We start from the raw sequence: 24779 nt of genomic DNA, 5'->3' as shown, positions 1-24779 counted from the left end.
CATGGTTTCAGCTCCAGGGGTGGGTCATCGGGAATCGGTACCGTCCAGCGCCAGCCGCACCAGCGCTTCGGCGTCCAGCTCGTCCAGGTCGTCGCCGGCGTCCGCGACGTCCTCGAGGCCGGCCAGCTCCAGCAGCGCCGACATCAGGCCGGCGTCGCGGAACTTCGCCAGCGGCACGGTGGCCAGCGCGGCCCGGATCCGGGCTTCTTCGGGGTCGGCCGCGGCGCCGGGCCGCAGGACTTCCAGGAGGTGCGCGGCCAGCGCGGCCGGGGTCGGGTGGTCGAAGACGACCGTCGCGGGCAGCGCCACACCGGCCGCCGCCGCGAGGCGGTTGCGGAACTCCACCGAGGTCAGGGAGTCGAAGCCCAGCTCGGTGAACGGCCGGGCCGCCGGGACGGCGTCGGCACCGCGGTGCCCCAACGCGACCGCGGCCTCCGCGCGGACCAAGCCCAGCAGCGTCCGCTCGGCCTCCGCCGGGGACAGCTCGGCCAGCTCCTCGCGGAGATCGCTTTCGGCCACCGGTTCGGCCGCCGCTTCGATCACACCGCGCGCCTGCGGCACGCCGAGCAGCAGCGCACTCGGCCGGGCCGAGGTGAACGCGGGCACGAACCGCTCCCAGTCGACATCGGCCAGGGTCAGCGCGGTCTCGTCCCGCCCGACCGCACCGGCGAGCGCGCGAACCGCGAGAGCGGGCGGCAAGGTCCGCAAACCGCGGCGCCGCAGGTAGTCCTCGGCGTCGTGGTCGGCCGCCATGCCGCCGTCGGCCCACGGGCCCCAGGCGAGCGCGGTCGCGGTGCGGCCCGCGGCCCGGCGGCGCCGGGCGAGCGCGTCGAGGTGGGCGTTGGCGGCCCCGTAGGCGGATTGGCCGCCGCTGCCCCAGACACCCGCGATCGACGAGAACAGCACGAAGGCGTCGAGTTCCGTGTCGCCGAGCAACGCGTCGAGGTGCTCCGCGCCGGCCACCTTCGCGGCCAGGATGTCCGCGAAGGGCCCGAGGTCCGCGTCGTCCAGCGGGGTCGCTCCCCCGGTGCCGGCCGCGTGGACGACGGCAGTGAGGCCGTCGCGGATGCCGTCGAGCAGCTCGGCGAGCGCGGCGCGGTCGGCGACGTCGCAGGCCGCGATCGTCACCTCGGCACCCAGCCCGGTCAGCTCGGTCACGAGGTCTTCCGCGCCCGGTGCCTGCCGGCCACGGCGGCTGGTGAGGACGATCTTCTCCGCACCGGCGGTCGCGAGCCAGCGGGCGACGTGGGCGCCGAGCGCGCCCGTGCCGCCGGTGACGAGCACCGTGCCGCGCGGCTGCCACGGCCGTCCGGCGGGGGCGCCGGTGACCGGGGCGAGGCGCCGGGCGAGCCGCCCGCCGTCCCGCACGGCCGCCTGGTCCTCGGCCGGGTCGGCCAGCGCCTGGACGAGCAGGTCCCCGGTCCGGCCGTCGAACTCGGCGGGCAGGTCGACCAGGCCGCCCCAGCCGGCCGGGCGGTCGAGGGCGGCGCTGCGGCCGAGTCCCCAGACCTGCGCCTGCGCGGCGTCGGGCGCGTGGTCGGCGGGCCCGGTGGCGACGGCACCGCGGGTGACCGTCCACACCGGAATGCCGGGCACCGCCCGGAGGAGGGCGAGTGTGGCCGACACCCCGGCCGGGACGACGTCCGCTCCCGGCGTGAGAGCGAGCAGGGACAGGACGGCGTCCGCGCTGCCCGCCGCTTCCGCCAGGCGCTCGGGGGTGGGGTCGTCGAGCCGGGTGCTCGTGACGCCGTTCGCGGCGAGCGCCGCCGCGATCCGGTCCCCCAGCTCGGTTTCCGTGGCCGGGACGGCGAGCAGCCACGTGCCCGCCGGTGTCTTCCCCGTCTCGCGGGCTGGTTCCCAGGTGACACGGTAGCGCCAGGAGTCCACAACGGACTCTTCGTCGCGCTGCCGTCGCCAAGTCGACAACGCCGGGAGCAGCGCGGTCAGGGAGGCACGCTGGGTCTCGTCGATCGCCAGCGCGCCGGCCAGTTCGCCGACGTCCTCGCGTTCGACCGCCGACCAGAACGCGGTGTCCGCCGCGGGCGCCGGAGCGGCCGCTTCGAGCCAGTAGTGCTCGTGCTGGAAGGCGTAGGTCGGCAGGGCCGCGGGCCCGGCGGGCCGGAAGACCGCCGAGAGGTCCGCGGCCGCGCCGTTCGCGTGCAGTGTCGACAGCGCGGTCAGCGCCGCTGCTTCCTCCGGCCGGTCACGCCGCAGCGACGGCACGACCACGGCGTTCTCGGCCACGACGTCGCGGGCCATCGAGCTGAGCACGCCGTCCGGGCCCAGCTCCAGGAAGAAGCGTGCGCCTTCGGCTTCGAGCGTCGCGACGCCGTCCGCGAACCGGACGGCTTCCCGCACGTGCGCCACCCAGTAGTCCGCGGTGAACGGCTCGGCGAGAGCACCGCTCACATTCGAGATCACTGGTAGCTCCGCCGGGTGGTAGGTGACCTTGTCGGCGGCCGCGCGGAACTCGTCGAGCATCGGGTCGAGGTGCGGCGAGTGGAAGGCGTGGCTGACGCTGAGCCGCTTGGTCCGGACGCCCCGCTCGGCGAACGTCGCCGCGACCGCGAGGACTTCGGGCTCGTCACCGGAGATGACGACCGAGGCCGGGCCGTTGATCGCGGCGATCGACACCCGGTCGCCCAGCAGCGGCAGCACCTCGGCCTCCGGTGCGGCGATCGACACCATCGCGCCGCCCTTGGGCAGCGCCTGCATCAGCGCGGCACGGGCCGAAACGAGCAGGCACGCGTCTTCGAGGGAGAACACGCCGGCGACGTGCGCGGCGGCCAGCTCGCCGATCGAGTGCCCGGCGACGAACGCCGGCCGGACGCCCCACGACTCGAAGAGCCGGTACAGCGCGACCTCGACGGCGAACAGCGCGGGCTGGGTGAAGCCGGTCTCGTCCAGGCCCGGCGCGTCGCCGAAGACGACGTCCCGCACCGGCACGGTGAACTCGGCGCAGATCGTGTCGAACGCGGCCGCGTAGACCGGGTACCGGTCGTACAGCTCACGGCCCATGCCCGCCCGCTGCGCGCCCTGGCCGGTGAAGAGCACCGCGAGCTTCCCAGCTGACGCCGTGCCGCGGACGGCTCCGGGCGCGGACTCCCCCGCGGCCAGCGCGTTCAGGCCGGAGAGCAGTTCTTCGCGGCTGCCGCCGAGCACGACCGCGCGGTCCTCGAAGCGGGTGCGGGTGAGCAGCGCTCCGGCGACCGCCGCGGGAGAGGCATCCGCGACCGATGCCGCCAGCTTGCGGGCCTGGGCTCGCAACGCCGGTTCACCCTTGGCCGACAGGGCCCAGGCCACCACCGGCGGCTCCGGCGCGACGACCGGCGTGGCGGCCGGTTCGGCGGGCAGTTCCAGGATGGCGTGGGCGTTGGTGCCCGAGATGCCGAACGCCGAGATCCCGGCCCGGCGCGGGTGCCCGGTCGACGGCCACGGCCGCTGCTCGGTGAGCAGCTCGACCGCGCCCGCTTCCCAGTCCACTCGGGACGATGGCGCGTCGACGTGCAGGGTCTTCGGGAGCACGCCGTGGCGCATGGCCATCACCATCTTGATCACCCCGGCCACGCCCGCCGCCGACTGCGTGTGCCCGAGGTTCGACTTCAGCGAGCCCAGCCACAGCGGTTCCTCGCGGTCCTGGCCGTAGGTCGCCAGCACCGCCTGCGCCTCGATCGGGTCGCCGAGCGTCGTGCCGGTGCCGTGCGCCTCGACCACGTCGACGTCCGAAGTGGACAGACCGGCGCTCGCCAGTGCCGCGCGGATCACGCGCTGCTGCGAGGGTCCGTTCGGCGCGGTCAAGCCGTTCGACGCGCCGTCGGAGTTGACGGCCGAGCCGCGCAGGAGCGCGAGGACTTCGTGGCCGTTGCGCCGGGCGTCCGACAGCCGCTCCAGGACGACCATGCCGGCGCCTTCGCTCCAGCCGGTGCCGTCGGCGTCGTCCGAGAAGGCCTTGCAGCGGCCGTCCGGGGACAGCCCGCGCTGCCTGCTGAACTCGACGAAGATGTCGGGTGTGCCGAGGATCGCGACGCCGCCGGCCAGCGCGAGGTCGCATTCGCCGTGGCGGAGTGCTTGGCCGGCCAGGTGCAACGCGACCAGCGACGACGAGCACGCGGTGTCCACGGTGACCGCGGAGCCCTCCAGGCCCAGGTGGTAGGCGACCCGGCCGGACAGCACGCTGCCCGCGTTGCCGGTCATCAAGTGCCCTTCGACGCCGTCCGTGGCGGCCGTGGCACCGGCGGCGTACCCGGAGTGGGCGGCGCCGACGAACACGCCGGTGTTGCTGCCGCGCAACGTGCCCGGCTCGATCCCCGCCCGTTCGAAGGCCTCCCACGAGACCTCCAGCAGCAGCCGCTGCTGCGGGTCCATCGCGAGGGCCTCGCGCGGCGAGATCCCGAAGAAGGCCGCGTCGAAGCGTGCGGCGCCGGGGAGGAAGCCGCCGCCGGAGGCGTAGAACGTGCCCGGGTGCGCCGGGTCCGGGTGGTACAGCTCGTCGACCGGCCAGCCGCGGTCGGCCGGGAACCCGCCGATCGCGTCGCGGCCCTCCGCGACCAGCTGCCAGAGGGCGTCGGCCGAATCGACGTCGCCGGGGAAGCGGCAGCTCATCGCGACGATGGCGATCGGGTCGTCCACCCGGTTGCGCACCGGGACGACCGGGGCCGCGGCGGGTGCCGCGCCCGCCAGTTCGCCGTGCAGGAACCCGGCCAGCACCTCGGGACTGGGGTAGTCGAAGACGAGCGTCGCGGGCAGCGTCCGGCCGGTCGCGGTGGCGAGCCGGTTGCGCAGCTCGACCGCGGTCAGCGAGTCGAAACCGCTGTCCTTGAACGCCTTCGCCGGGTCGATCGCGTCGGGGCTCGCGTGGCCCAGCACCGCGGCGACGTGCTTGCGGACGAGGTCCAGCAGCTTCTCGCGCGCCGCTTCGGCGTCGAGGCCGGCCAGCCGCGCGGCCAGGCCGTCGTCGGCGACGGCGGCCCGCGCGCTGCGGCGGACCGGGGTGCGCACGAGCCCGCGCCACAGCGGGGCGAGGTCTTCCGCGGCACGCAGGGCAGCGAGGTCCAGGCGCAGCGGCACGGCGACCGGGCGGCCGAGCCCGATCGCGGCGTCCATCGCGGCGAGTGCGTCCTCTGTGGACAACGGCCGGATCCCGGCCCGCTCGATGCGGCCGCGGTCGCGATCGCCCAGCTTGCCGGTCATCGCGCTGCTGAGGGCCCACTGGCCCCAGGCGAGGGAGACCGCGGGCAGGCCGCGGGAACGGCGTCGGGCGGCCAGCGCGTCGAGGGCGCTGTTCGCCGCGGCGTACCCGCTTTGCCCGGCCGCGCCGACGATCCCGGCGACCGAGGAGAACAGGACGAACCAGGCCAGGTCGTGGTCCCGGGTAAGCCTGTCGAGCGCCTCCGCACCGTCCACTTTGGCGCGGAGCACGGCGGAAACCCGTGCCGGTGTCTGCGCTTCGAGCACACCGTCGTCCAAGACGCCGGCGGCGTGCACCACCCCGATCAGCGGCTGCCCGGCGGGGATCGCCCGCAGCACGTCCGCCACGAAACCGGGCTCGGCCACGTCGCCGGCGGCCACGACCGCCTCGACGCCGAGCGCGGTCAGTTCGTCGATGAGCCCGGTGGCGCCGGGCGCGTCGAGCCCCCGCCTGCCGACGAGCACCAGCCGCTCGACGCCGGGGCGGCGGGCGAGGTGCCGGGCCACGGCCGCGCCGAGCGTGCCGGTGCCGCCGGTGACGAGCACGGTGCCGGCCGGTTCGGGCTGCGGCAGCGTGAGGACGTTCTTGCCGATGTGCTTGGCCTGGCTGACGAACCGGAAGGCGTCGGCGGCGCGGCCGAGGTCCCAGGCCCGCACCGGCAACGGCGTCAGGTCGCCGCGGCCGAAAGCGGCCAGCAGGTCGGCGAGGATGGCGGCGATCCGGTCCGCGCCCGGGTCGCCGAGGTCGAAGGTGTGGTAGCCGTCGCCCTCGCGGACGTCGGTCTTGCCCAGCTCCACGAACTGCCCGCCGGGCTTGAGCAGCTCCAGCGACGCGTCGGTGAACGCGCCGGTCAGCGAGTTCAGGACGACGTCGACGCCGCCGCGGAACTTCTCGCGGAAGTCCAGGGTGCGCGAGCTGGCCAGGTGCGCGTCGTCGACGCCGAGCGAGCGCAGGACGGCGTGCTTGCTCTCACTGGCCGTCGCGAACACCTCGGCGCCCTTCCACCGCGCCAGTTGCACCGCGGCCATCCCGACGCCGCCGGCCGCCGCGTGCACGAGCACGGACTGGCCCGCTTCGAGGCCGCCGAGGTCGAACAGGCCGTAGTAGGCGGTGACGAACGCGACGGGGACGGTGGCCGCTTCGGCGAACGTCCAGCCCGCGGGCATCGGCGCGAGCCGGCGCGCGTCGGCGGTGGCTCGCGGCGCGAAGGCGTCGTCGATGAGGCCGAACACGCGGTCGCCGACGGCGAGGTTCCTCACCCCGTCACCGATCTCGACGACCACCCCGGCCGCTTCGGAGCCGAGGCGGGCCGCCGGGTCCGGGTACATGCCGAGGGAGATGAGCACATCACGGAAGTTGATCCCGGCGGCGCGGATCTCGATCCGGACGTCGCCCGCGGCCAGCGGGGCTTCGGTCGTTTCGGTCAGCGCCAGGCTGTCGGTCGTGCCGCCGCCGGTGGTGTCGAGCCGCCAGGAGTCGCTTGTGGACGTCAGCGGCAGCCCGCTCGCGCGGACCAGCCGGGGTGCGGTCGCGATGCCTTCGCGCAGCTTCAGCTGCGGTTCACCGTAGTTGTCTACAGTGGACAGCAGGGCTTGCGACCGCGGGTCGTCGTCGGTGTCCACCAAGAGGAACCGGCCCGGGTGCTCCGACTGCGCGGACCGCACCAGCCCGGTCGCGGCGGCCGCCGCGAGGTCGCCGTCGGCCGCGCCGCGGGTGACGACGACGAGCCGGCCCGGCCGCTCTTCGGCGAGCCAGGTCTGCAGCCGGTCGAGGACCCAGGCAGTGGTCTCGTGCACGTCGCCGCCGGTCACCGGGGCTAACTCGAGGTCCGCGCCCGCCGCCGCGGGGTCGGCGGTGACCTCGGTCCAGACCGGCTCGAACAGCGTGTCCGGGACGGTGGCCGCCGCGGGGGCGACCGCGCGCAGCAGCAGCGAGCCGACGCTGACCACCGGGGCGCCGGTGGCGTCCCACGCGGTGAGCGCGACGGCGTTCTCCCCCGCCGGTGAGAGCCGGACCCGCAGTTCGGTGGCGCCGGTGGCGTGCACCGCGACGCGGGTGAAGGAGAACGGGACCCGCGCCGAACCGTCGTCGGGCGTGACGATGCCGAGGCCGAGCGGGTGCAGGGCGGCGTCGAGCAGGGCCGGGTGCACCGCGAACCCGGTGGCGTCGAACGGCTCCGGTAGCGCCACTTCGGCGAACACGTCGGTGCCGTCCCGCCAGACGCGGGTGAGGCCGCCGAAGGCCTCTCCGTAGACGAAACCCATCGCGGCGAGCCGCGCGTAAAGCCCGGAGGTGTCGACCGGTTCTGCTGCGGCCGGCGGCCATTCGGCCGCACTTTCACGTGAAAGTGCGGCTTGGCTGACGCTGCCGGTGGCGTGCTGGGTCCAATCGGCGTCGGCGGAGCGCGAGTGCACCGCGATCGGACGGCGTCCGGCGGCGTCGGCCGGGCCGGCCGAGACCTGGACGGTGACCGCGCCGCGGGCGGGCAGCACCAGGGGCGCGGCGAAGGTCAGCTCGTCGACGACGGCGCAGCCGACCTGGTCGCCAGCCTGCACCACGAGTTCGAGCAGGGCGGTGCCGGGGACGAGCACGGTGCCGGAGAGCGCGTGGCCGGCCAGCCACGGGTGCGTCTCCAGCGAGAGGCGTCCACTGAGGACGGTGCCTTCGTCGCCGGCCAGGTCGACGGCCGCGCCGAGCAGCGGGTGCTCCAGCGCGCCCACGCCGACCGCGCCGAGGTCGCCGCGGGCCGCTCCGGCGCGCGGCCAGTAGCGCTCGCGCTGGAACGGGTAGGTCGGGAGGTCGATGCGGCGGCCGCCGGGGAAGAACGCGGCCCAGTCGACGTCGATGCCGTGGACGTGAACAGTGCTCAACGCCGAGAGCAGTGTTCTCTTTTCGGAGCGATCTCGTCGTAGAGCACTGCTCACGGTTCCGTCGATCATCGCGCTCAGCACGCCGTCCGGGCCCAGTTCGAGGAAGACCGTGGCGCCCGCTTCTTTCAGCGTGGCGACGCCGTCGGCGAAACGGACTGCTTCGCGGACGTGGCGGACCCAGTAGTCGGCGGTGAACGGCTCGGCGAGAGCACCGCTCACATTCGAGATCACCGGTATCTGCGCCGGGTGGTACGTGAGGGATTCGGCGACGGCGCGGAAGTCCTCGAGCATGGGGTCCATCAGCGGGGAGTGGAAGGCGTGGCTGACGGTGAGGCGTTTGGTTTTGGGGAATTGGGCGGCGATGGCCAGGACCGCAGCTTCCTCGCCGGAGATGACGACCGACTCGGGGCCGTTGACCGCGGCGATGGAGACGCCGTCGGTGAGGGTCAGGGTGATGGCTGACTCGGGGGCGGCGATCGAGACCATCGCGCCGCCCGGCGGGAGGGCTTGCATGAGGGAGGCTCGGGCGGCGACAAGACGGCAGGCGTCTTCGAGGGACAGGACTCCGGCGACGTGGGCGGCGGAGATTTCGCCGATCGAGTGGCCCGCTACGAAGTCTGGGCGGATGCCGAAGGACTCGACCAAACGGAAGAGGGCGACTTCGACGGCGAAGAGGGCCGGTTGCGTGAACTCGGTGCGGTCTAGGAGTTCGGGGGTGGTGAGGGCCTTGCGGAGAGTCGGGGGGAAGTGGGCGAGGACTGTGTCGAAGGCCTCGGCGTAAACAGGGAAGCGAGAGTAGAGACCCTCGCCCATGCCGACTCGTTGGGCGCCTTGGCCGGTGAAGAGGACCGCAAGGAGCGCGTCCGGGTCGGCCGTGCCCGCGATGGTGTCGTCGCCGAGGCGCACCGCGCGGCGCTCTAGGCGGGCGCGGGTGGTGGCCAGTGAGTAGCCGACGTCGATCGGGTTGGCGGCCGGGAGCTGGTCGAGCAGGGTGGCGAGGGCGGGCTCGTCCGCGGCGGAGAGCACGAACGGGAGCAGCGTGTCCGTCGGCTCGGGTTCGGGCTGCGGCTCCACGGCCGGGGCCTGCTCCAGGATCGTGTGGACGTTCGTGCCGCTGACGCCGAACGCCGAGACCGCCGCGCGGCGCGGGCGGTTGTGCTCCGGCCAGTCGCGGGGCTCGGTGAGCAGCTCCACCGATCCGGCCGTCCAGTCCACTTGGGACGACGGGGCGTCGACGTGCAGGGTGCGGGGCAGGACACCGTGCCGCAACGCCTCGACCGTCTTGATGACGCCGGCCATGCCGGCCGCCGCCTGGGTGTGGCCGAGGTTGGACTTGACCGAGCCGAGCCACAACGGCTCGTCGCGGTCCTGGCCGTAGGTGGCCAGCAACGCCTGCGCTTCGATCGGGTCGCCGAGGCGGGTGCCCGTGCCGTGGGCCTCCACCGCGTCGACGTCCGAAGTGGACAGACCGGCGTTGGCCAGTGCCGCCCGGATGACCCGCTGCTGCGAGGGGCCGTTCGGGGCGCTCAAGCCGTTGGACGCGCCGTCCTGGTTGACCGCCGAGCCGCGGACGACGGCGAGGACCTGGTGGCCGTTGCGTTCGGCGTCCGAGAGGCGCTCCAGCAGGATCAGGCCGACGCCTTCGCCCCAGCCGGTGCCGTCCGCCGCGTCGGCGAAGGGCTTGCAGCGGCCGTCCGCGGCCAGGCCGCGCTGGCGGGCGAACTCCAGGAACGCCATCGGCTTGGCCATGATCGCCACGCCGCCGGCCAGCGCCAGCGAGCACTCGCCCTGCCGCAGCGCCTGGCTCGCCAGGTGCATCGCGACCAGCGCCGACGAGCACGCGGTGTCCACCGTGACGGCCGGGCCCTCCAGCCCGAACGTGTAGGACAGCCGCCCGGACATCACGCTGGGGGCTTCGCCGGTGAGCAGGTAACCCTCCGAACCGGACGGTCCCTGTTCGAGGTTCGAGCCGTAGCCGGAGCTGCTGGCCCCGACGAACACGCCGGTCGCACTGCCGCGCAGCGACGCCGGGTCGACGCCCGCCCGCTCGAAGACCTCCCACGCCGTCTCCAGGAGCACCCGCTGCTGCGGGTCCATGGCGAGGGCTTCGCGCGGTGAGATGCCGAAGAAGCCCGCGTCGAAGTCGGCCGCGCCGGTCACGAAGCCGCCGACCTCGGCGAATTCCGCGTCACCGAAGGAAGTCAGGTCCCAGCCGCGGTCGGCCGGGAACGGCGTCAGCGCGTCGGTGCCGTCGGTGACCAGGCGCCAGAGGTCCTCCGGCGAGCGGACGCCGCCGGGGAAACGGCAGCCCATCGCGACGATCGCGATCGGTTCGTCGGTCGCGGCGGCGGAGGTGACCACCGCGGTTTCGGTGCGGCCGAGCAGCAGCCGGTGCAGTTCGCCGGCGAGCGCGGCCGGGGTCGGGTGGTCGAACACCAGCGTCGCGGGGAGCGTGAGGCCCGTGGCCGCGTTGATCCGGTTGCGGACCTCGACCGCGGTCAGCGAGTCGAAGCCCAGCTCGCGGAACGCGCGGCCGGCGGGGACCGCCGTCGCCGAGTCGTGCCCGAGCACCGACGCGGCCTGGCCGCGGACGAGGTCCAGCAGCAGCCGGCGGGCCTCGGCCTCGCCTAGTCCGGCCACGCGCCGGGCGAGCGCCGGACGCTCAGCGGCCGATGGCTCGTCGGTGGCTTCGAGCAGCGCCCGGACCTCGGGGAGGTCTTCGATCAGCGGACGCCGCCGCGAAAGCGTGAAGCCGGGCGCGAACCGCGCCCAGTCGACGTCGGCGACGGCCAGGAAGACCTCGCGCGCGTCGAGCGCCTGGCACAGCGCCTCCACCGCAGCTTCCGGCGCCATTTCGCGGAGCCCGCGGCGGCGCAGCTGCTCTTCCAGCTCGACGTCGCCGGCCATGCCCCCGCCGCCCCAGAAGCCCCAGGCGACCGAGGTGGCGGCGGCCCCGCGGGCGCGGCGCTGCTCGGCGAGGACGTCGAGGTAGGCGTTGCCCGCGCCGTACGCCCCCTGGCCGCCGGAGCCCCAGACACCGGCGTTCGAGGAGAAGAGCACGAAGGCGTCGACGTCGTCGCCGAGCAGCTCGTCCAGGTTCCGGGCGCCCGCGACCTTGCCGCCGATGACGTCGGCGAACTCGGCCGCGGTGGTCTCCAGCACCGGGGTGGCCTGCGGCAGCCCGGCGGCGTGCACGACCGCGCGCACCGGCTCGCCGAGGTCCGCCAGCAGCGCGGCGAGCGAGGCGCGGTCGGCGACGTCGCACGCGGCGATCGTCACCCGCGTGCCGAGCGCGGTCAGCTCGGCTTCGAGCTCGGCCGCCCCCGGCGCGGCCGGACCGCGGCGGCTGGTGAGCACCAGGTGCTCGGCACCGTCGGAGGCGAGGCGGCGGGCCACGTGCGCGCCCAGCGCTCCGGTGCCGCCGGTGATCAGGACCGTGCCACGCGGCTTCCACCGCTCGACCGGCGGCGTGAAGGGCGCGCGGACCAGCCGCCGGGCCAGCAGCCCGGACGGCCGGATCGCGAGCTGGTCCTCATCGTCCACTCCGGACAGTGCGGCGGCGATCAGGCTCGCGGTCACGGCGTCCGGTTCGGCGGGCAGGTCGAGCAGGCCACCCCAGATCGCGGGCAGTTCGAGGCCGATCACCCGGCCGAGGCCCCATGTCATGGCCTGCGCGGGAGCGCGGTCGATGCCCCCGCGGGTCACCAGCCACAACGGCGTTTCGCCGTCGGCCATGGCCTGGGCCAGCGCGAGGTTCGCGACGGCGCCGGCGGGGAGGAAGTCCGCCTCCGGTGCGGCGGACTCGTCGAGGGCGAGCAGCGAGACGACGCCCGCGTACCCCTCGGCGCCGGTGAACTCGGCCGCGACGACCGGCTCGGCACCGTGCGCGGCCAACGCGGCGGGAACGCCCAAGTCGTCGTGCCCGTCGGGAACGACGACCAGCCAGCGCCCGGACAGCTCCGGAGCGGACGGCGTGCCGACCGGCTTCCACTCGACGCGGTAGCGCCACGAGTCCACTTCGGACGCGGCACGGGCGCGCTCGCGCCAGCGGGTCAGCGCGGGCAGGACTTCGGCCAGGGTGCTGCTCGGCCCCACGTCGAGGGTGCCGGCGACCGCGTCGAGGTCGAGACCGTCGACGGCGGCCCAGAAAGCGGCGTCCACCGGGTCGGCGGCCGACTGCGGCGCGGCACCGGCGTCGAGCCAGTAGCGGCGGCGCTGGAAGGCGTAGGTCGGCAGGTCGACGCGGTGGGCGCCGGGGAACGCGGGCGTCCAGTCCACGACGACCCCGCGCACGTGCGCCTCGCCGAGCGAACGCAGGAACCGCTCGTACCCGCCGTCGTCGCGGCGCAGCGAACCGAGCGCCTCGACGCCGTCGGCCTCGCCGATCGCCATCGTCAGCACCGGGTGCGGCGAGGACTCGACGAACGTGCCGAACCCTTCCGCGGCCAGCGTGGTGACGGCGACGTCGAGCCGGACGGTCTCGCGGAGATTCGTGTACCAGTACTCGGCGTCCAGCGCGGCGCCGTCGATCCAGGCGCCGGTGACGGTCGAGAAGAACGCGACGTCGCCGGTCCGCGGCCGGATCGGGGCGAGCACGTCGAGGAGTTCGTCCCGCAGCTGCTCGACCTGCGCCGAGTGCGACGCGTAGTCGACCGGGATCCGCTTGGCGCGCACGCCGTCCGCCTCGCACGCGGCGATCAGCGCGTCCAGCGCGCCGGGCGCACCCGAGACGACGACGGCGGCCGGGCCGTTCACCGCGGCGATCGACAGCCCGTCGGCCAGCCGCGCCTCGACGTCGGCGAGCGGCGCCGCGACGGAAACCATGCCGCCGCCACCGGCCAGCGCCAGGATCGCCCGGCTGCGCAACGCGACCACGCGGGCACCGTCCTCAAGGGACAACGCGCCGGACACGACCGCCGCGGCGATCTCCCCCTGCGAGTGCCCGACGACCGCGTCCGGCACCACCCCGAAGGAGCGCCACAGCTCGGCCAGCGACACCATCACGGCCCACAGCGCTGGCTGCACGACATCGACGCGGGCCAGCGCTGAAGCATCGGCCAGCACATCGCGCAGCGACCAGTCCACAAAGGACGTCAGAGCGGCACCGCACTCGTCGAGCCGGGCCGCGAACGCCGGTGACGAGGAAGCCAGTTCGATGGCCATGCCCGCCCACTGCGAGCCCTGGCCGGGGAACACGAGCGCGGTCCGGCCCGTACCCGCCGTCCCGGTGACGACGTTCGATGCCGGAATCCCCTCCGCCAGCGCGGAAAGCCCCGCCAGCAGCGCGTCCCGGTCGCCGGTGACCACCGCGCGGTGCGGGAAAGCGGTCCGGGACGTGGCCAGCGAGAACGCCAGGTCGGCCACGTTGTGCTCGGTCTGCCCCCGCAGCGCAAGCGCTTGCGCCTGCAGTGCCTCGGGCGACTTGGCCGCCAGCACCCACGGCACCACGGGCGGCTCGGGCGTCGGCTCGACGTCGGCGACGTCACCCTGCTCGAGGATCACGTGGGCGTTGGTGCCGGAGATGCCGAACGACGAGATCGCGGCCCGCCGGGGCCGCGGCCGCTCCCACGGACGTGCCTCGTCGAGCAGCCGGACCGCGCCGCTCTCCCAGTCCACATGGGACGACGGCGTGTCCGCGTGCAGCGTCCGCGGCATCAGCCCGTGCCGCAGGGCCTGCACGGTCTTGATCACCCCGGCGACGCCGGCGGCGGCCTGCGAGTGGCCGATGTTGGACTTGAGCGAGCCGAGCCACAGCGGCTCCTCGCGGTCCTGCCCGTAGGTGGCCAGCAGCGCCTGCGCCTCGATCGGGTCACCCAGCGCCGTGCCGGTGCCGTGCGCCTCCACCAGGTCGACGTCCGAAGTGGACAGACCGGCGTCGGCCAGCGCCGCGCGGATCACGCGCTGCTGGGCGGGTCCGCTGGGCGCGCTGAGGCCGTTCGACGCACCGTCCTGGTTCAGCGCGCTGCCGCGCAGCACGGCGAGCACCGGGTGCCCGAGGCGACGCGCGTCGGACAGCCGCTCGACCAGCACGACACCCGCGCCCTCGGCCATGCCCATGCCGTCGGCGCCGGCCCCGAACGCCTTGCAGCGCCCGTCCGCGGCCAGGCCGCGCTGACGGCTGAACGCGGTCAGCGACGCCGGCGTCACCATCACCGCGACGCCACCCGCCAGCGCGAGCGAGCATTCACCGCGGCGCAGGGCCTGCGCGGCCAGGTGCAGCGCCACCAGCGACGACGAGCAGGCCGCGTCGATCGTAAGCGCGGGACCTTCCAGCCCGAGCGTGTAGGCGACCCGGCCGGACAGCACGCTCGACACGCTGCCGGTGAGCAGGTGCCCTTCGAGGCCGTCCGGGATGTCGCGCATCCGGGCGTGGTAGTCCTGGTAGTTGGCGCCGACGAAGACGCCGGCGGACTCGCCGCGCAGCGTGGCCGGGTCGATCCCGGCGTGCTCGATCGCCTCCCACGAAATCTCCAGCAGCAGCCGCTGCTGCGGGTCCATGGCCAGCGCCTCGCGCGGCGAGATTCCGAAGAAGCCGGCGTCGAAGTCGGCGACGTCGTGCAGGAAACCGCCGTGGCGCACGGTGGAGGTGCCCTGCTCGTCGGCGTCGCCGCCGAAGAGCTTCGCCAGGTCCCAGCCGCGGTCGGTCGGGAACCCGGAGATGGCGTCGCGGCCGTCGGCGACGAGGCTCCACAGGTCGTCGGCGGACATCACGCCACCGGGGTACCGGCAGCCCATGCCGATGATCGCGATCGGGTCGTCGGCGTTCGCGACCCGGGTCACCGCGACGGACTCGGTGCGCGTGCCGAGCACCTGGTCACGCAGGTGCGCGGCCAGCCGCCGCGGCGTCGGGTGGTCGAAGACCAGCGTCGCGGGCAGCCGCTGGCCGGTCGCGGCAGCGATCCGGTTGCGGACGTCCAGCGCGGTCAGCGAGTCGAAGCCGAGGTCGGTGAACGGCCGGTCCGGCTCGACGGCGGCGCCGTTCGCGTGCCCGAGCACCGCGGCGGCCTGCGCGCGGACCAGCTCCAGCAACAGCCGGTCCGCCTCGTCGCCCGACAACCCGGCGAGCTGCGCCGCCAGCGCCGGCACGTCCGCGGCGGGGGCCTTCGCGGTTTCCTTCAGCCGCTTGACCTGCGGCAGGTCGTCGAACAGCGGCCGGGCGCGGCCGGCGGTGAAGACCGGCAGGAACCGGGCCCAGTCGACGTCGGCGAGCACCGCGAAGGTCTCGTCGTGGCCGAGCGTTTCGTGCAGTGCGGCGACGGCCGTGGCCGGGTCCATCAGCGGCAGCCCGCGCCGGGCGAGCTGCCCGGTGTCGACGCCTTCGGACATCCCGCCCTGGCCCTCGATCTCCGTCGGGGCCCAGACGCCCCAGGCGATCGACGTCGCGGTCGCGCCCCGGGCCCGGCGTCGCTCGGCGAGGGTGTCGAGGAAGTTGTTGGCCGCGGAGTAGGCGGCGTGGTCACCGCTGCCCCAGACGCCGGCGATGGAGGAGAACAGGACGAACGCGTCGAGGTCGGCCCCGAGCAGCTCGTCGAGGTGGCGGGCGCCGGCGACCTTCGCGCGGACGACCTCGGCGAACCCGGGCAAGGTCGTCTCGGTCACCGGCAGGAGCTCGACCGTGCCCGCGGCGTGGAAGACCGAGCGGACCGGCTCGTCCAGGTCCGCCAGCAGCGCGGCGAGGGCGTCGCGGTCGGCGACGTCGCAGCGGGCGAGCGTGACGCGGGCGCCGAGCGCCTCCAGCTCGGCGGCCAGGTCGGCGGCGCCGGGCGCGTCCGGGCCGCGGCGGCCGGTGAGCACCAGGTGCGACGCGCCTTCGCCGGCGAGCCACCGGGCGACGTGCGTGCCGAGGGCGCCGGTGCCGCCGGTGACGAGGATCGTGCCTTCGGGCCGCCACCGCGCGGGCCGGGCCTGCTCGCCCTTGCCCGCGGGGTGCAGCCGCCGGACCCGGACGCCGCCGGGCCGCACGGCGAGCTGGTCTTCGTCCCCGCGCGCGGCGAGGATCCGGCCCAGCTGGCCCAGTTCGGCGGACGTCGGTGCCGCGGTGAGGTCGACGAGCCCGCCCCAGCGGTCGGCGTGCTCCAGTGCGAGGACGCGCCCGAGGCCCCAGAGCAGCGACTGCTCGAGGCCGGGCAGCTCGTCGGCGGGTCCGGTGCGGACCGCGCCGCGGGTCAGCACCCACAGCGGCGCACCGACCCCGGCGTCACCCAGTGCCTGGGCGAGAACGAGCGTCAGGATCAGCCCGGCCGGGCTCTCGGGGAAGTCCGGGTGCGGCCGTTCGTCGGCGGCGAGCAGCGAGACCACGCCGTCGAACGGCCCGGTGAGGCGCTCGGCCAGCGCGGTGCGGTCGGTGTCCGTGAGGACGAGGGTCTCGACGTCGGCGGTGCGGCTCAGTGCGTCGACGACGTCCTGACCGGAGCCGTCTTCGCCGCGCACGACCAGCCAGCGCCCGGACGGCGTCGCGGCGGGCAGGTCGGCGGGCTTCCAGGTGATGCCGTACCGCCAGGAGTCCACAGTGGACTCGACCGCGCGGAGCCGCCGCCACCGGGCCAGTGCCGGGAGAACCTCGTCCAGCGGGGTGTCGACGGAGACGCCGAGGGTGCCCGCGAGGCCGGCCGGGTCGTCCCGGTCGACGACGTCCCAGAACCGCGCGTCGGCGGGCGCGACCCGGCCGCCGTGGCCTTCTTCGGTGCGCAGCCAGAAGCTTTCCCGCTGGAACGCGTAGGTCGGCAGGTCGACGCGGCTCGCGCCGGGGAACGCGGGGGTCCAGTCGACGTCGACGCCGGCGCAGTGCGCTTCGCCGAGCGCCAGCTGGAACCGGGCGAGCCCGCCGTCGCCGCGGCGCAGGGTGCCCAGCGCGGTCGCGGTCTCGCCGATCGCCATCGTCAGCACCGGGTGCGGCGAAGCCTCGATGAACGTCCCGAAGCCGCGCTCGGTCAGCGCGCGGACGGCGTCGTCGAGCAGCACGGTGCCGCGGAGGTTGGTGTACCAGTACCCGGCGTCCAGCTCGCCGCCGTCCGCCCAGTCGCCGGTCACGGTGGAGAAGAAGCCCGTCGCGGCGGTCCGCGGGGCGATGGGGGCGAGCACGCTCAGGAGTTCGTCGCGGATCTCTTCGACCTGCGCGGAGTGCGACGCGTAGTCCACGGGAATCCGCTTGGCGCGGACGCCGTCGGCTTCGCAGGCCGCGATCAGTGCGTCCAGGGCACGGGGTTCTCCCGAGACGACGACCGCGGCCGGGCCGTTCACGGCCGCGATCGAGAGCCCGTCGGTCAGCAGCGCCTCGACGGTTTCCCGCGGGGCGGCCACCGAAACCATGCCGCCACGACCGGCCAGCGCCAGGATCGCCTTGCTGCGCAACGCGACCACCCGGGCACCGTCCTCAAGGGACAGCGCACCCGACACCACGGCGGCGGCGATCTCGCCCTGCGAGTGACCCACCACCGCGTCCGGAACGACTCCGTACGAACGCCACAGCTCCGCCAGCGAAACCATGACGGCCCACAACGCGGGCTGCACGACGTCGACCCGCGCGAGCGCGTCCGCGTCGGCCAGGACGTCCCGCAGCGACCAGTCCACAAAGGATGACAAGGCGGCACCGCACTCGTCGAGCCTGGCGGCGAACACCGGCGCCGACGACGCCAGTTCGAGCGCCATCCCGGCCCACTGCGAACCCTGGCCTGGGAACACCAGCGCGACCTTGCCGGGCTTTCCGGCGATCCCGGTCACCACGGCGTCGTCCGGCGCACCGGCGGCGATCGCGGCGAGCCCGCGGGCCAGTTCTTCCCGGTCGTGCCCGACCACGATGGCCCGGTGCTCGAACCGCGCCCGCGTCACGGCCAAGGAATAGCCCATTTCGGACAGCGGTTCGTCCACAGCGGACAGGCGGGATGCCTGCTCGCGCAGGGCCTCCGCCGTGCGACCGGAAAGCACCCACGGCACGACCGCGGGCACCGGAGCCGGTTCAGGAGTCGCCACCGGCGGCGCGGCTTCGAGGATGGCGTGGGCGTTCGTGCCGCTGATGCCGAAGGACGACACCGCCGCCCGGCGCGGGTGGTCACGCTCGGGCCAGGCGACGTCTTCGGCCAGCAACCGCAGCGTGCCGTCCGACCAGTCCACTTCGGACGTGGGACGCTCGGCGTGCCGCGACTTCGGCAACGTCGCGTGCTGCAGCGCCAGCACGGCCTTCATGATCCCGGCGACACCGGCGGCGGCCTGCGTGTGACCGATGTTCGACTTCACCGAGCCGAGCCACAGCGGCTGTTCCGGCGACCGGCCGCGCCCGTAGGTCTCCAGCAGCGCCTGGGCCTCGATCGGGTCGCCGAGCGGCGTCCCGGTGCCGTGCGCCTCCATCAGGTCGACCTGGCTCGCCGCCACGCGGGCGTTGGCGAGCGCGTCGAGGATGACCCGCTCCTGCGACGGCCCGTTCGGCGCGCTCAACCCGTTCGACGCGCCGTCGGAGTTGACCGCCGAGCCGCGCACGACCGCGAGCACCGGGTGCCCGTTGCGCTGGGCGTCGGAAAGCCGTTCCAGGACCAGCATCCCGGCGCCCTCGGCGGCGCCGAACCCGTCGGCGTCGGCGGAGAACGGCTTGCACCGGCCGTCCGGGGAGAGGGCTCGCTGCCGGCTGAGCTCGATGAGGATGCCCGGCGTCGCCATCACGGTCACGCCGCCGGCCAGCGCCAGCGAGCACTCGTCGCGGCGCAGTGCCTGCACCGCCCAGTGCAGCGCGACCAGCGACGACGAGCACGCGGTGTCGACGGTGACCGCGGGACCCTCCAGGCCGAGGACGTAGGCGATCCGGCCGGAGGCGACACTGGTGATCGTGCCGGTGAGCAGGTGCCCCTCGACCGACTCGGGGACCTTGTGCGAGCTCGGCACGTAGTTCTGCTGCATCGCGCCGACGAACACGCCGGTGCGGCTCGACTTCAGCGTCCGCGGGTCGATGCCGCCGCGCTCCAGTGCCTCCCACGACGTCTCCAGCAGCAGCCGCTGCTGTGGGTCCATGGCCAGCGCCTCACGCGGGGAGATGCCGAAGAAGCCCGCGTCGAACCGGTCGGCGTCGTGCAGGAACGCGCCGCCGCGCATGGAGAACGTGCCGGGCCGCGACGGGTCCGGGTCGTAGAGCGACGCGAGGTCCCAGTCCCGCCCGTCGGGCAGCTCGCCGACGACGTCCTCGCCGTCGGTCACCAGCCGCCACAACGCTTCCGGCGTCTCGATCCCACCCGGGAAGCGGCAGCCCATGCCGACGATCGCGATCGGCTCGGTTTCCCGCGCCTCGAAGTCCCGCAACCGCTGCTTGGCCTGACGCAGGTCCGCCGTGGCCAGCTTCAGGTAGTCGCGAAGCTTGTCCTCGTTCGACATGTACCGTCAACTCCGTGCCTTGTCCGCGCCGCCGAGGTGGCGGCGGCGGCCCGAACCCGTCTCAGGACAGGTCGAGCTCTCGATCGAGCAGTGCGAAGATCTCGTCGTCCGACGCGGCGTCGAGCGGGGCGTCCCCGGCCTCGGGGCCGCCCGTGTCGTCCGCGCCGTCCAGCCGGAACAGCAGGTCGCGCAACCGGACCTTGACCCGGCCGTGCAGGGGCGGGCCGCCCGCGTCGGCGAACAGCGCCTGCTCCAGCCGGTCCAGGCCGGCGAGGACCTCGGAGTCCTCAGTGGACGGCTGCAGCACCGCCAGCAGGTGCCCGGCCAGCGCGTCCGGCGTCGGGTAGTCGAAGACCAGCGTGGTGCGCAGCTTCAACCCGGTCGCCTCGGCGAGCCGGTTGCGCAGCGCCACCGCCGTGAGCGATTCGAAGCCGAGCTCGCTGAACGCGCTGTCGCCGCCGATCCCGGCCGCGGTGTCCCGGCCGAGGACCTCCGCGGTGTGCTCGCGGACCAGGTCCAGCACCAGTTCCGCGCGGGCGGGCTCGGGCAGCCCGGCCAGCCGCGCCGCCAGGCCGCCCGCGGGAGCGGTCCGCGTGACCGGCTCGGTGTGCGGCGCGCGGACGTACTCCCCCGGCAGTGCCCCGAGGACGACGTTCTCGGCGGAGAAGACCGGGCGCCCCACGGTGTCGGTGGCCGTCACCGACACCGAGTCCGCGCCGGTGGCCCGCAGCCGGACCCGCAACGCCGGCGCCCCGGCCGTGTGCAGGGCCAGCCCGCTCCACGACGACGCGAGCCAGCCGTCGGACTCCGCGGCGGCGGGGAACAACGCGACCGCCTGGAGCGCGGAGTCCAGCAGCGCGGGGTGGATGCCGTAGCCGGCGCCGCCGCCGGCCTGCACCGGCAGCGCCACTTCGGCGAACAGCTCGCCGTCGAGCGACCAGGCGCCGGTGAGGCCGCCGAACTCGGGACCGAGCTCGATGCCGTGCGCCCGCAGGCGATCGCGGGCGGTGCCCGCGTCCTCGGCGACGGCACCCGGCGGCGGCCATGCGGCGGGCGGTTCGACGCCGGCCGCCGCGCCCTCGGTTTCGGCCATGATCCCGGTCGCGTGCCGCGTCCAGGGCCCGCCCTGGGCGGCGCCGACCGAGTCGGGCCGGGCGAACACGCCGATCCGGCGCGCGCCGGCGTCGTCGACCGGGCCGATCCGCACCTGCAGGCACAGCGCCTCTTCGGCGAAGACGACCGGCAGGTGCTGGGTGAGTTCTTCGATCCGCGCGCAGCCCAGCTCCGACGCCGCGTGCAGGATCAGCTCGACGAGCACCGCCGACGGCAGCACCGTCCGGCCGAACACGGTGTGCCCGGCCAGCCACGGCTGCTGCGCGGCGGACAGCCGGCCGGTGAACAGCCAGCCGCCGTCCTCGGCGAGCTCGACGGCGGCACCGAGCAGCGGGTGCCCGGCGGCCAGCAGCCCGGCGGCGGCGACCGTGGCGTCCGAACCGGACTCCGGCAGCGTCACCGGCTCGGCCCCACCGGGGAAAGCGGCGGTCCAGTCGACACCGACGCCGGACACGTAGGCCGCGGCGAGCGAGCCGAGGAACGAGCGCGGGCCGTCCTCGCGACGGCGGATCGAGCCGAGCACGACCGCGCGGCCGTCGAGCGTGTCGATCGTGTCCTGCACCGCGACCGTGAGCACCGGGTGCGGGCTGATTTCGGCGAAGACGCCGATGCCCTGCTCGACCAGCCCGCGGGTGGCCTCGTCGAAGCGGACCGGGTTGCGCAGGTTCCGGAACCAGTAGCGGGCGTCGAGCACGGCGGTGTCGAGCGGGCCTTCGGTCACCGTCGAGTGGAACGGGACGGCGGTGGACGACGGCGCCAGCGGGGCGAGGTCGGCCAGCAGCCGGTCGCGGATGCCGTCGATGTGGCGCGAGTGCGCGGCCAGCCCGACCGGGATGCGCCGGGCGCGCACGCCCTCGGCGGTCAGATCGGCCAGGAGTTCCGCCACCGCGCCGGAATCGCCCGAGACGACGACCCACGACGGCGCGTTCACCGCGCCGATGTCGAGCCCCTCCCGGCCCGCCAGGCGGGACCGGACGTCGGCCACCGGCAGCGGCACGGAGATCATGTCGCCACGGCCGGACAGCGTGGCCTGGGCCTGGCTCCACCGCGCGGCCACCCGCATGCCGTCCTGGTGGGACAGCGCGCCGGTCGCGCAGGCCGCGGCGACCTCGCCGAGGCTGTGCCCGACGACGGCGGCGGGCTCGACGCCGTGCGAGCGCCACAGCGCGGCCAGCGCCACCATCACCGCGAAGAGCACCGGCTGCACGACGTCGGCGCCGTCGTCCAAAGTGGGCGCGCCGGGGCGGCCGTGCAGGACGTCCACAATGGACCAGTCGGCGAAGGCAGCGAGCGCGGCGTCGCAGCGTGCGATCTCCCCGGCGAACACCGGCGACCACTCCAGGAGGTCCAGGACCATGCCCGGCCACTGCGAACCCTGGCCGGGGAAGACGAACACCACCCGCTCGGCGCGGCGGGCGCTGCCGCGCACGACGTCGGGCGGGTTCTGGCCGGCCGCGAGGGCCTCCAGCCCGCGCAGGCCGCCGTCGCGCCCGGCCGACAGCAGCACGGCCCGGTGCGCCCGGCCGGTGTCCTCGGCCGCGACCGAGCGCGCGAACGACTCGAACGGCGTGTCGGGGTGCTCGGCGAGGTACCGCGCGAGGCGGTGCGCCTTCGACCGCAGGCCCGCCTTGCTGTCGGCGGAGACGATCAGGGGCACGACGTCGTGACCACTGCCGGTGTGTTCGTGCTCGGTCGTCAGGGTCGGGGTGGCCACTGGAGTACCTCCGGGGTCGGGCTCAAGGAAGACGCACGGAGAACGGGTTCCGGAACACCTCAGCCGGGTCCCAGCGCGCCTTCACCCGCTGCAGCCGCGGGTAGTTGTGCTGGTGGTACAGCTCGTGCCAGGCCAGTCCGGAGCGGTTCCACCGCTCGTCCTGCACGTCGAAGTCCGGGTTGTTCACGTACGAGCCGTTGGTGCGCTCGTCCGGCACCGGCACGCCGCCGGTCCCGGCGTAGACGTCCGCGTAGAACTCGCGCAGCCACGCCAGGTGCGCCTCGGGCTGCTCGGAGGCGTCCCAGTGCGTGGAGTAGACGAGCTTGAGGATCGAGTCGCGCTGCGCGATCGCGGTGTCGGCGGGCGACAGCGCGTTCATCTGGCCACCGCAGCCGACGAACATCACGCCGGCGCGGTGGTTGCCGTAGTCCTCGCGCAGCAGGTGCCGGTAGATCTTGCCGGCCTGCTCGTCGGTGCAGCGTTTGCGCAGGTCGGCCGCCTTGATCTTGAAGCTCAGCGTGTGGTCTCCGCTGTCGGCGATCCCGCCCCACGACGTCGAGTGCAGCCACGGCAGCTCCTGCCGGCTGCTCAGCGCCGGGGCGACGCCGAGGTCCCGGCGGATCGCGGTCACGTAGTCGTCGAGCAGGCCGGCGGCGTTCGGCAGCGCGCTGTCGATCTGGGTCGACATGGCGACGAACTGCGAAGCGCGCGTCCCGCACCAAAGGCCGCTGTAGAGGTCGTCGTAGGGCGAACCGGGCGCGCTGTTGCGCTCGTACCAGTCGCCGTGGTTGCGCAGCAGGCGGGTGAACGCGGCTTCGTCGAGCATGTCCCACACCCAGACGTCCTGCTGCACCAGCAGCCGCGCGGGCGGGGTGGGCAGCAGCGCGCTCGGGGCGCCGGTGACGCCGGGGATCCGCAGCCAGTAGCGCGTCACCACGCCGAAGTTGCCGCCACCGCCGCCGGTGTGCGCCCACCACAGGTCGTGGTTCTCGTCGTCGGGGTCGCGGGTCGCGACCACCGCGCGGGCGGTGCCGGCCGCGTCCACCACGACGACCTCGACCGCGTACAGGTGGTCGGAGACGTAGCCGAACTTCCGCGACAGCGGGCCGTACCCACCACCGGCGATGTGCCCGCCCAGGCCGACGCTCGGGCAGGAGCCGGCAGGGATGGTGACACCCCAGCGCTTGTACAGCGTCCGGTAGGCCTGGCCGACGGTCGCGCCCGGCTCGACGACGAAGGCGTCGCGCTCGGCGTCGAAGTCGATGCGGTTCAGCTCGGAGAGGTCGATGACCACCTGGACGTCCGGGGCGCCGACCATCTCCTCGACGCAGTGGCCGCCGCTGCGGACCGCGATCCGCCTGCCCTCGCGCACGGCGGTGCCGACGGCCTCGACGACTTCTTCGGTGGAGGTCGCCACGCAGACGTAATCGGGTTTGCCGACCCAGCGCTGATTCACCCCGCGCACGAGATCGGCGTACCGGGCGTCGTCCGGCATAACCGTTACCGCACCCATCGATCGCCCTCATTCCCGAGTTTATTCGCCGTCGCCGAACACTACGGTGGCGCCGCTGACCGCTCCAACCCCTAACCCCCCGGAACCGCTGCTCACCAGCCTCTTGCTTAGGGGCGCGCTAGGGGTTACCGGCCCGATCCGCCGCTGCTAGCTTCAGACTGCGGAAATCTTTATTCTGCCGAACTGCGCTAGGGAAAAGACAGGGCGGGCAATCGTGGCCGAACTCCATTCATGGCATCCGATCGACGAAAACGCGGACGACAAGGAAGTAATCATCACAGTTGATTTCACGGTCACCGGGCGACCGGAAGCGGGGTTCGCCGAGCTCGCGACCCACCTCGAGACGCCCTACGGCGTCTGGGAGAGCCTGCCGCCCGCCGTCGGCGACGAAACCGGCATGAACGGGGACGACTACCTCGACCGGTGGACCACCGAGCTGCGGGACAGCGGCGTCGAGGTCAAGGCGGTGTTCGGCTACTGCGCGTCCAGCGTCTTCGCGCTGGCCGTGGCCGAGCGTGTCGCGACCTGGCAGGCGAAGCCGCAGGTCGTGCTGTTCGACCCGACCGCCGCGACCGGGTTCACCGTGCTCTACTACGGCTTCTTCCGGGTCGTGGACGCCCTCGCGGCCGTGCTCACCGAGGACGAGGTCCGCGACGCGCACGCCGCCGGCGAGACCGCGCAGCAGACCCACGACGACCTCGAGACGCTCACGAAGGAGTTCGTGCGCATCTACCGCGAGGTCGGCGGCACCGCCTTCGAGCGCGTCGGCCTGGAAGCCGACCGCGCCGAGGAGCTGGTCGCGTGGTTCAGCAGCTACATGACCTACCTCGTGGCGGCCTCGCAGCTGACGGTCCCCGCCGACCTGTCCGGCGTCGACGTCATCCGCTCCGCCGAACTGCCCGGCGCGCTGGAGATCGGCGCGCGCGAAGTCCGCTTCGACATCGACCACTCCGGCCTGCTCAGCCAGCCGGAGGTCGCGCAGGCCGTCAGCGGCCTGCTCGCCTGATCGTCCCTTTTCTTCCTTCC

Annotated in this window: 4 protein-coding genes; 1 reads left to right on the top strand and 3 read right to left on the bottom strand. The window is 74.3% G+C overall.

Features of this window, described 5'->3' with window-relative positions; all coding sequences use genetic code 11:
• Window positions 1-24: 24 nt before the first annotated feature.
• The 3 genes from SD460_RS18740 to SD460_RS18730 form a co-directional block, all read right to left on the bottom strand.
• Window positions 25-19413, bottom strand: coding sequence for a type I polyketide synthase (locus SD460_RS18740; RefSeq protein WP_318306437.1), 19389 nt, complete (start codon window positions 19411-19413; stop codon window positions 25-27).
• 61 nt (window positions 19414-19474) lie between these two features.
• On the bottom strand, window positions 19475-22240 hold the full coding sequence (locus SD460_RS18735; protein WP_318306436.1) for an acyltransferase domain-containing protein: 2766 nt from the start codon (window positions 22238-22240) through the stop codon (window positions 19475-19477).
• A gap of 22 nt (window positions 22241-22262) precedes the next feature.
• The gene (locus SD460_RS18730; protein WP_290056474.1) at window positions 22263-23735 is read right to left on the bottom strand and encodes an FAD-binding oxidoreductase; all 1473 of its coding nucleotides are present in this window, start codon (window positions 23733-23735) and stop codon (window positions 22263-22265) included.
• Between the two features lie 232 nt (window positions 23736-23967).
• On the opposite strand from SD460_RS18730, the gene SD460_RS18725 reads away from it, so the two are divergent.
• A complete protein-coding gene (locus SD460_RS18725) occupies window positions 23968-24759 on the top strand; it encodes a hypothetical protein (RefSeq protein WP_290056475.1) in 792 nt (263 codons plus the stop codon).
• The last annotated feature ends 20 nt before the right edge of the window (window positions 24760-24779 follow it).

This window comes from Amycolatopsis solani, from assembly GCF_033441515.1.
GTDB lineage: Bacteria > Actinomycetota > Actinomycetes > Mycobacteriales > Pseudonocardiaceae > Amycolatopsis > Amycolatopsis solani.
Note: the sequence above shows the minus strand (reverse complement) of the source record. Positions and strands in the feature narration are given on the sequence as shown.

Excerpts from the sequence above, each read along its gene's own strand:
- SD460_RS18740 (WP_318306437.1), bottom strand. The coding sequence starts at position 19,413 with ATGTCGAACGAGGACAAGCTTCGCGACTACCTGAAGCTGGCCACGGCG.
- SD460_RS18730 (WP_290056474.1), bottom strand. The coding sequence starts at position 23,735 with ATGCCGGACGACGCCCGGTACGCCGATCTCGTGCGCGGGGTGAATCAG.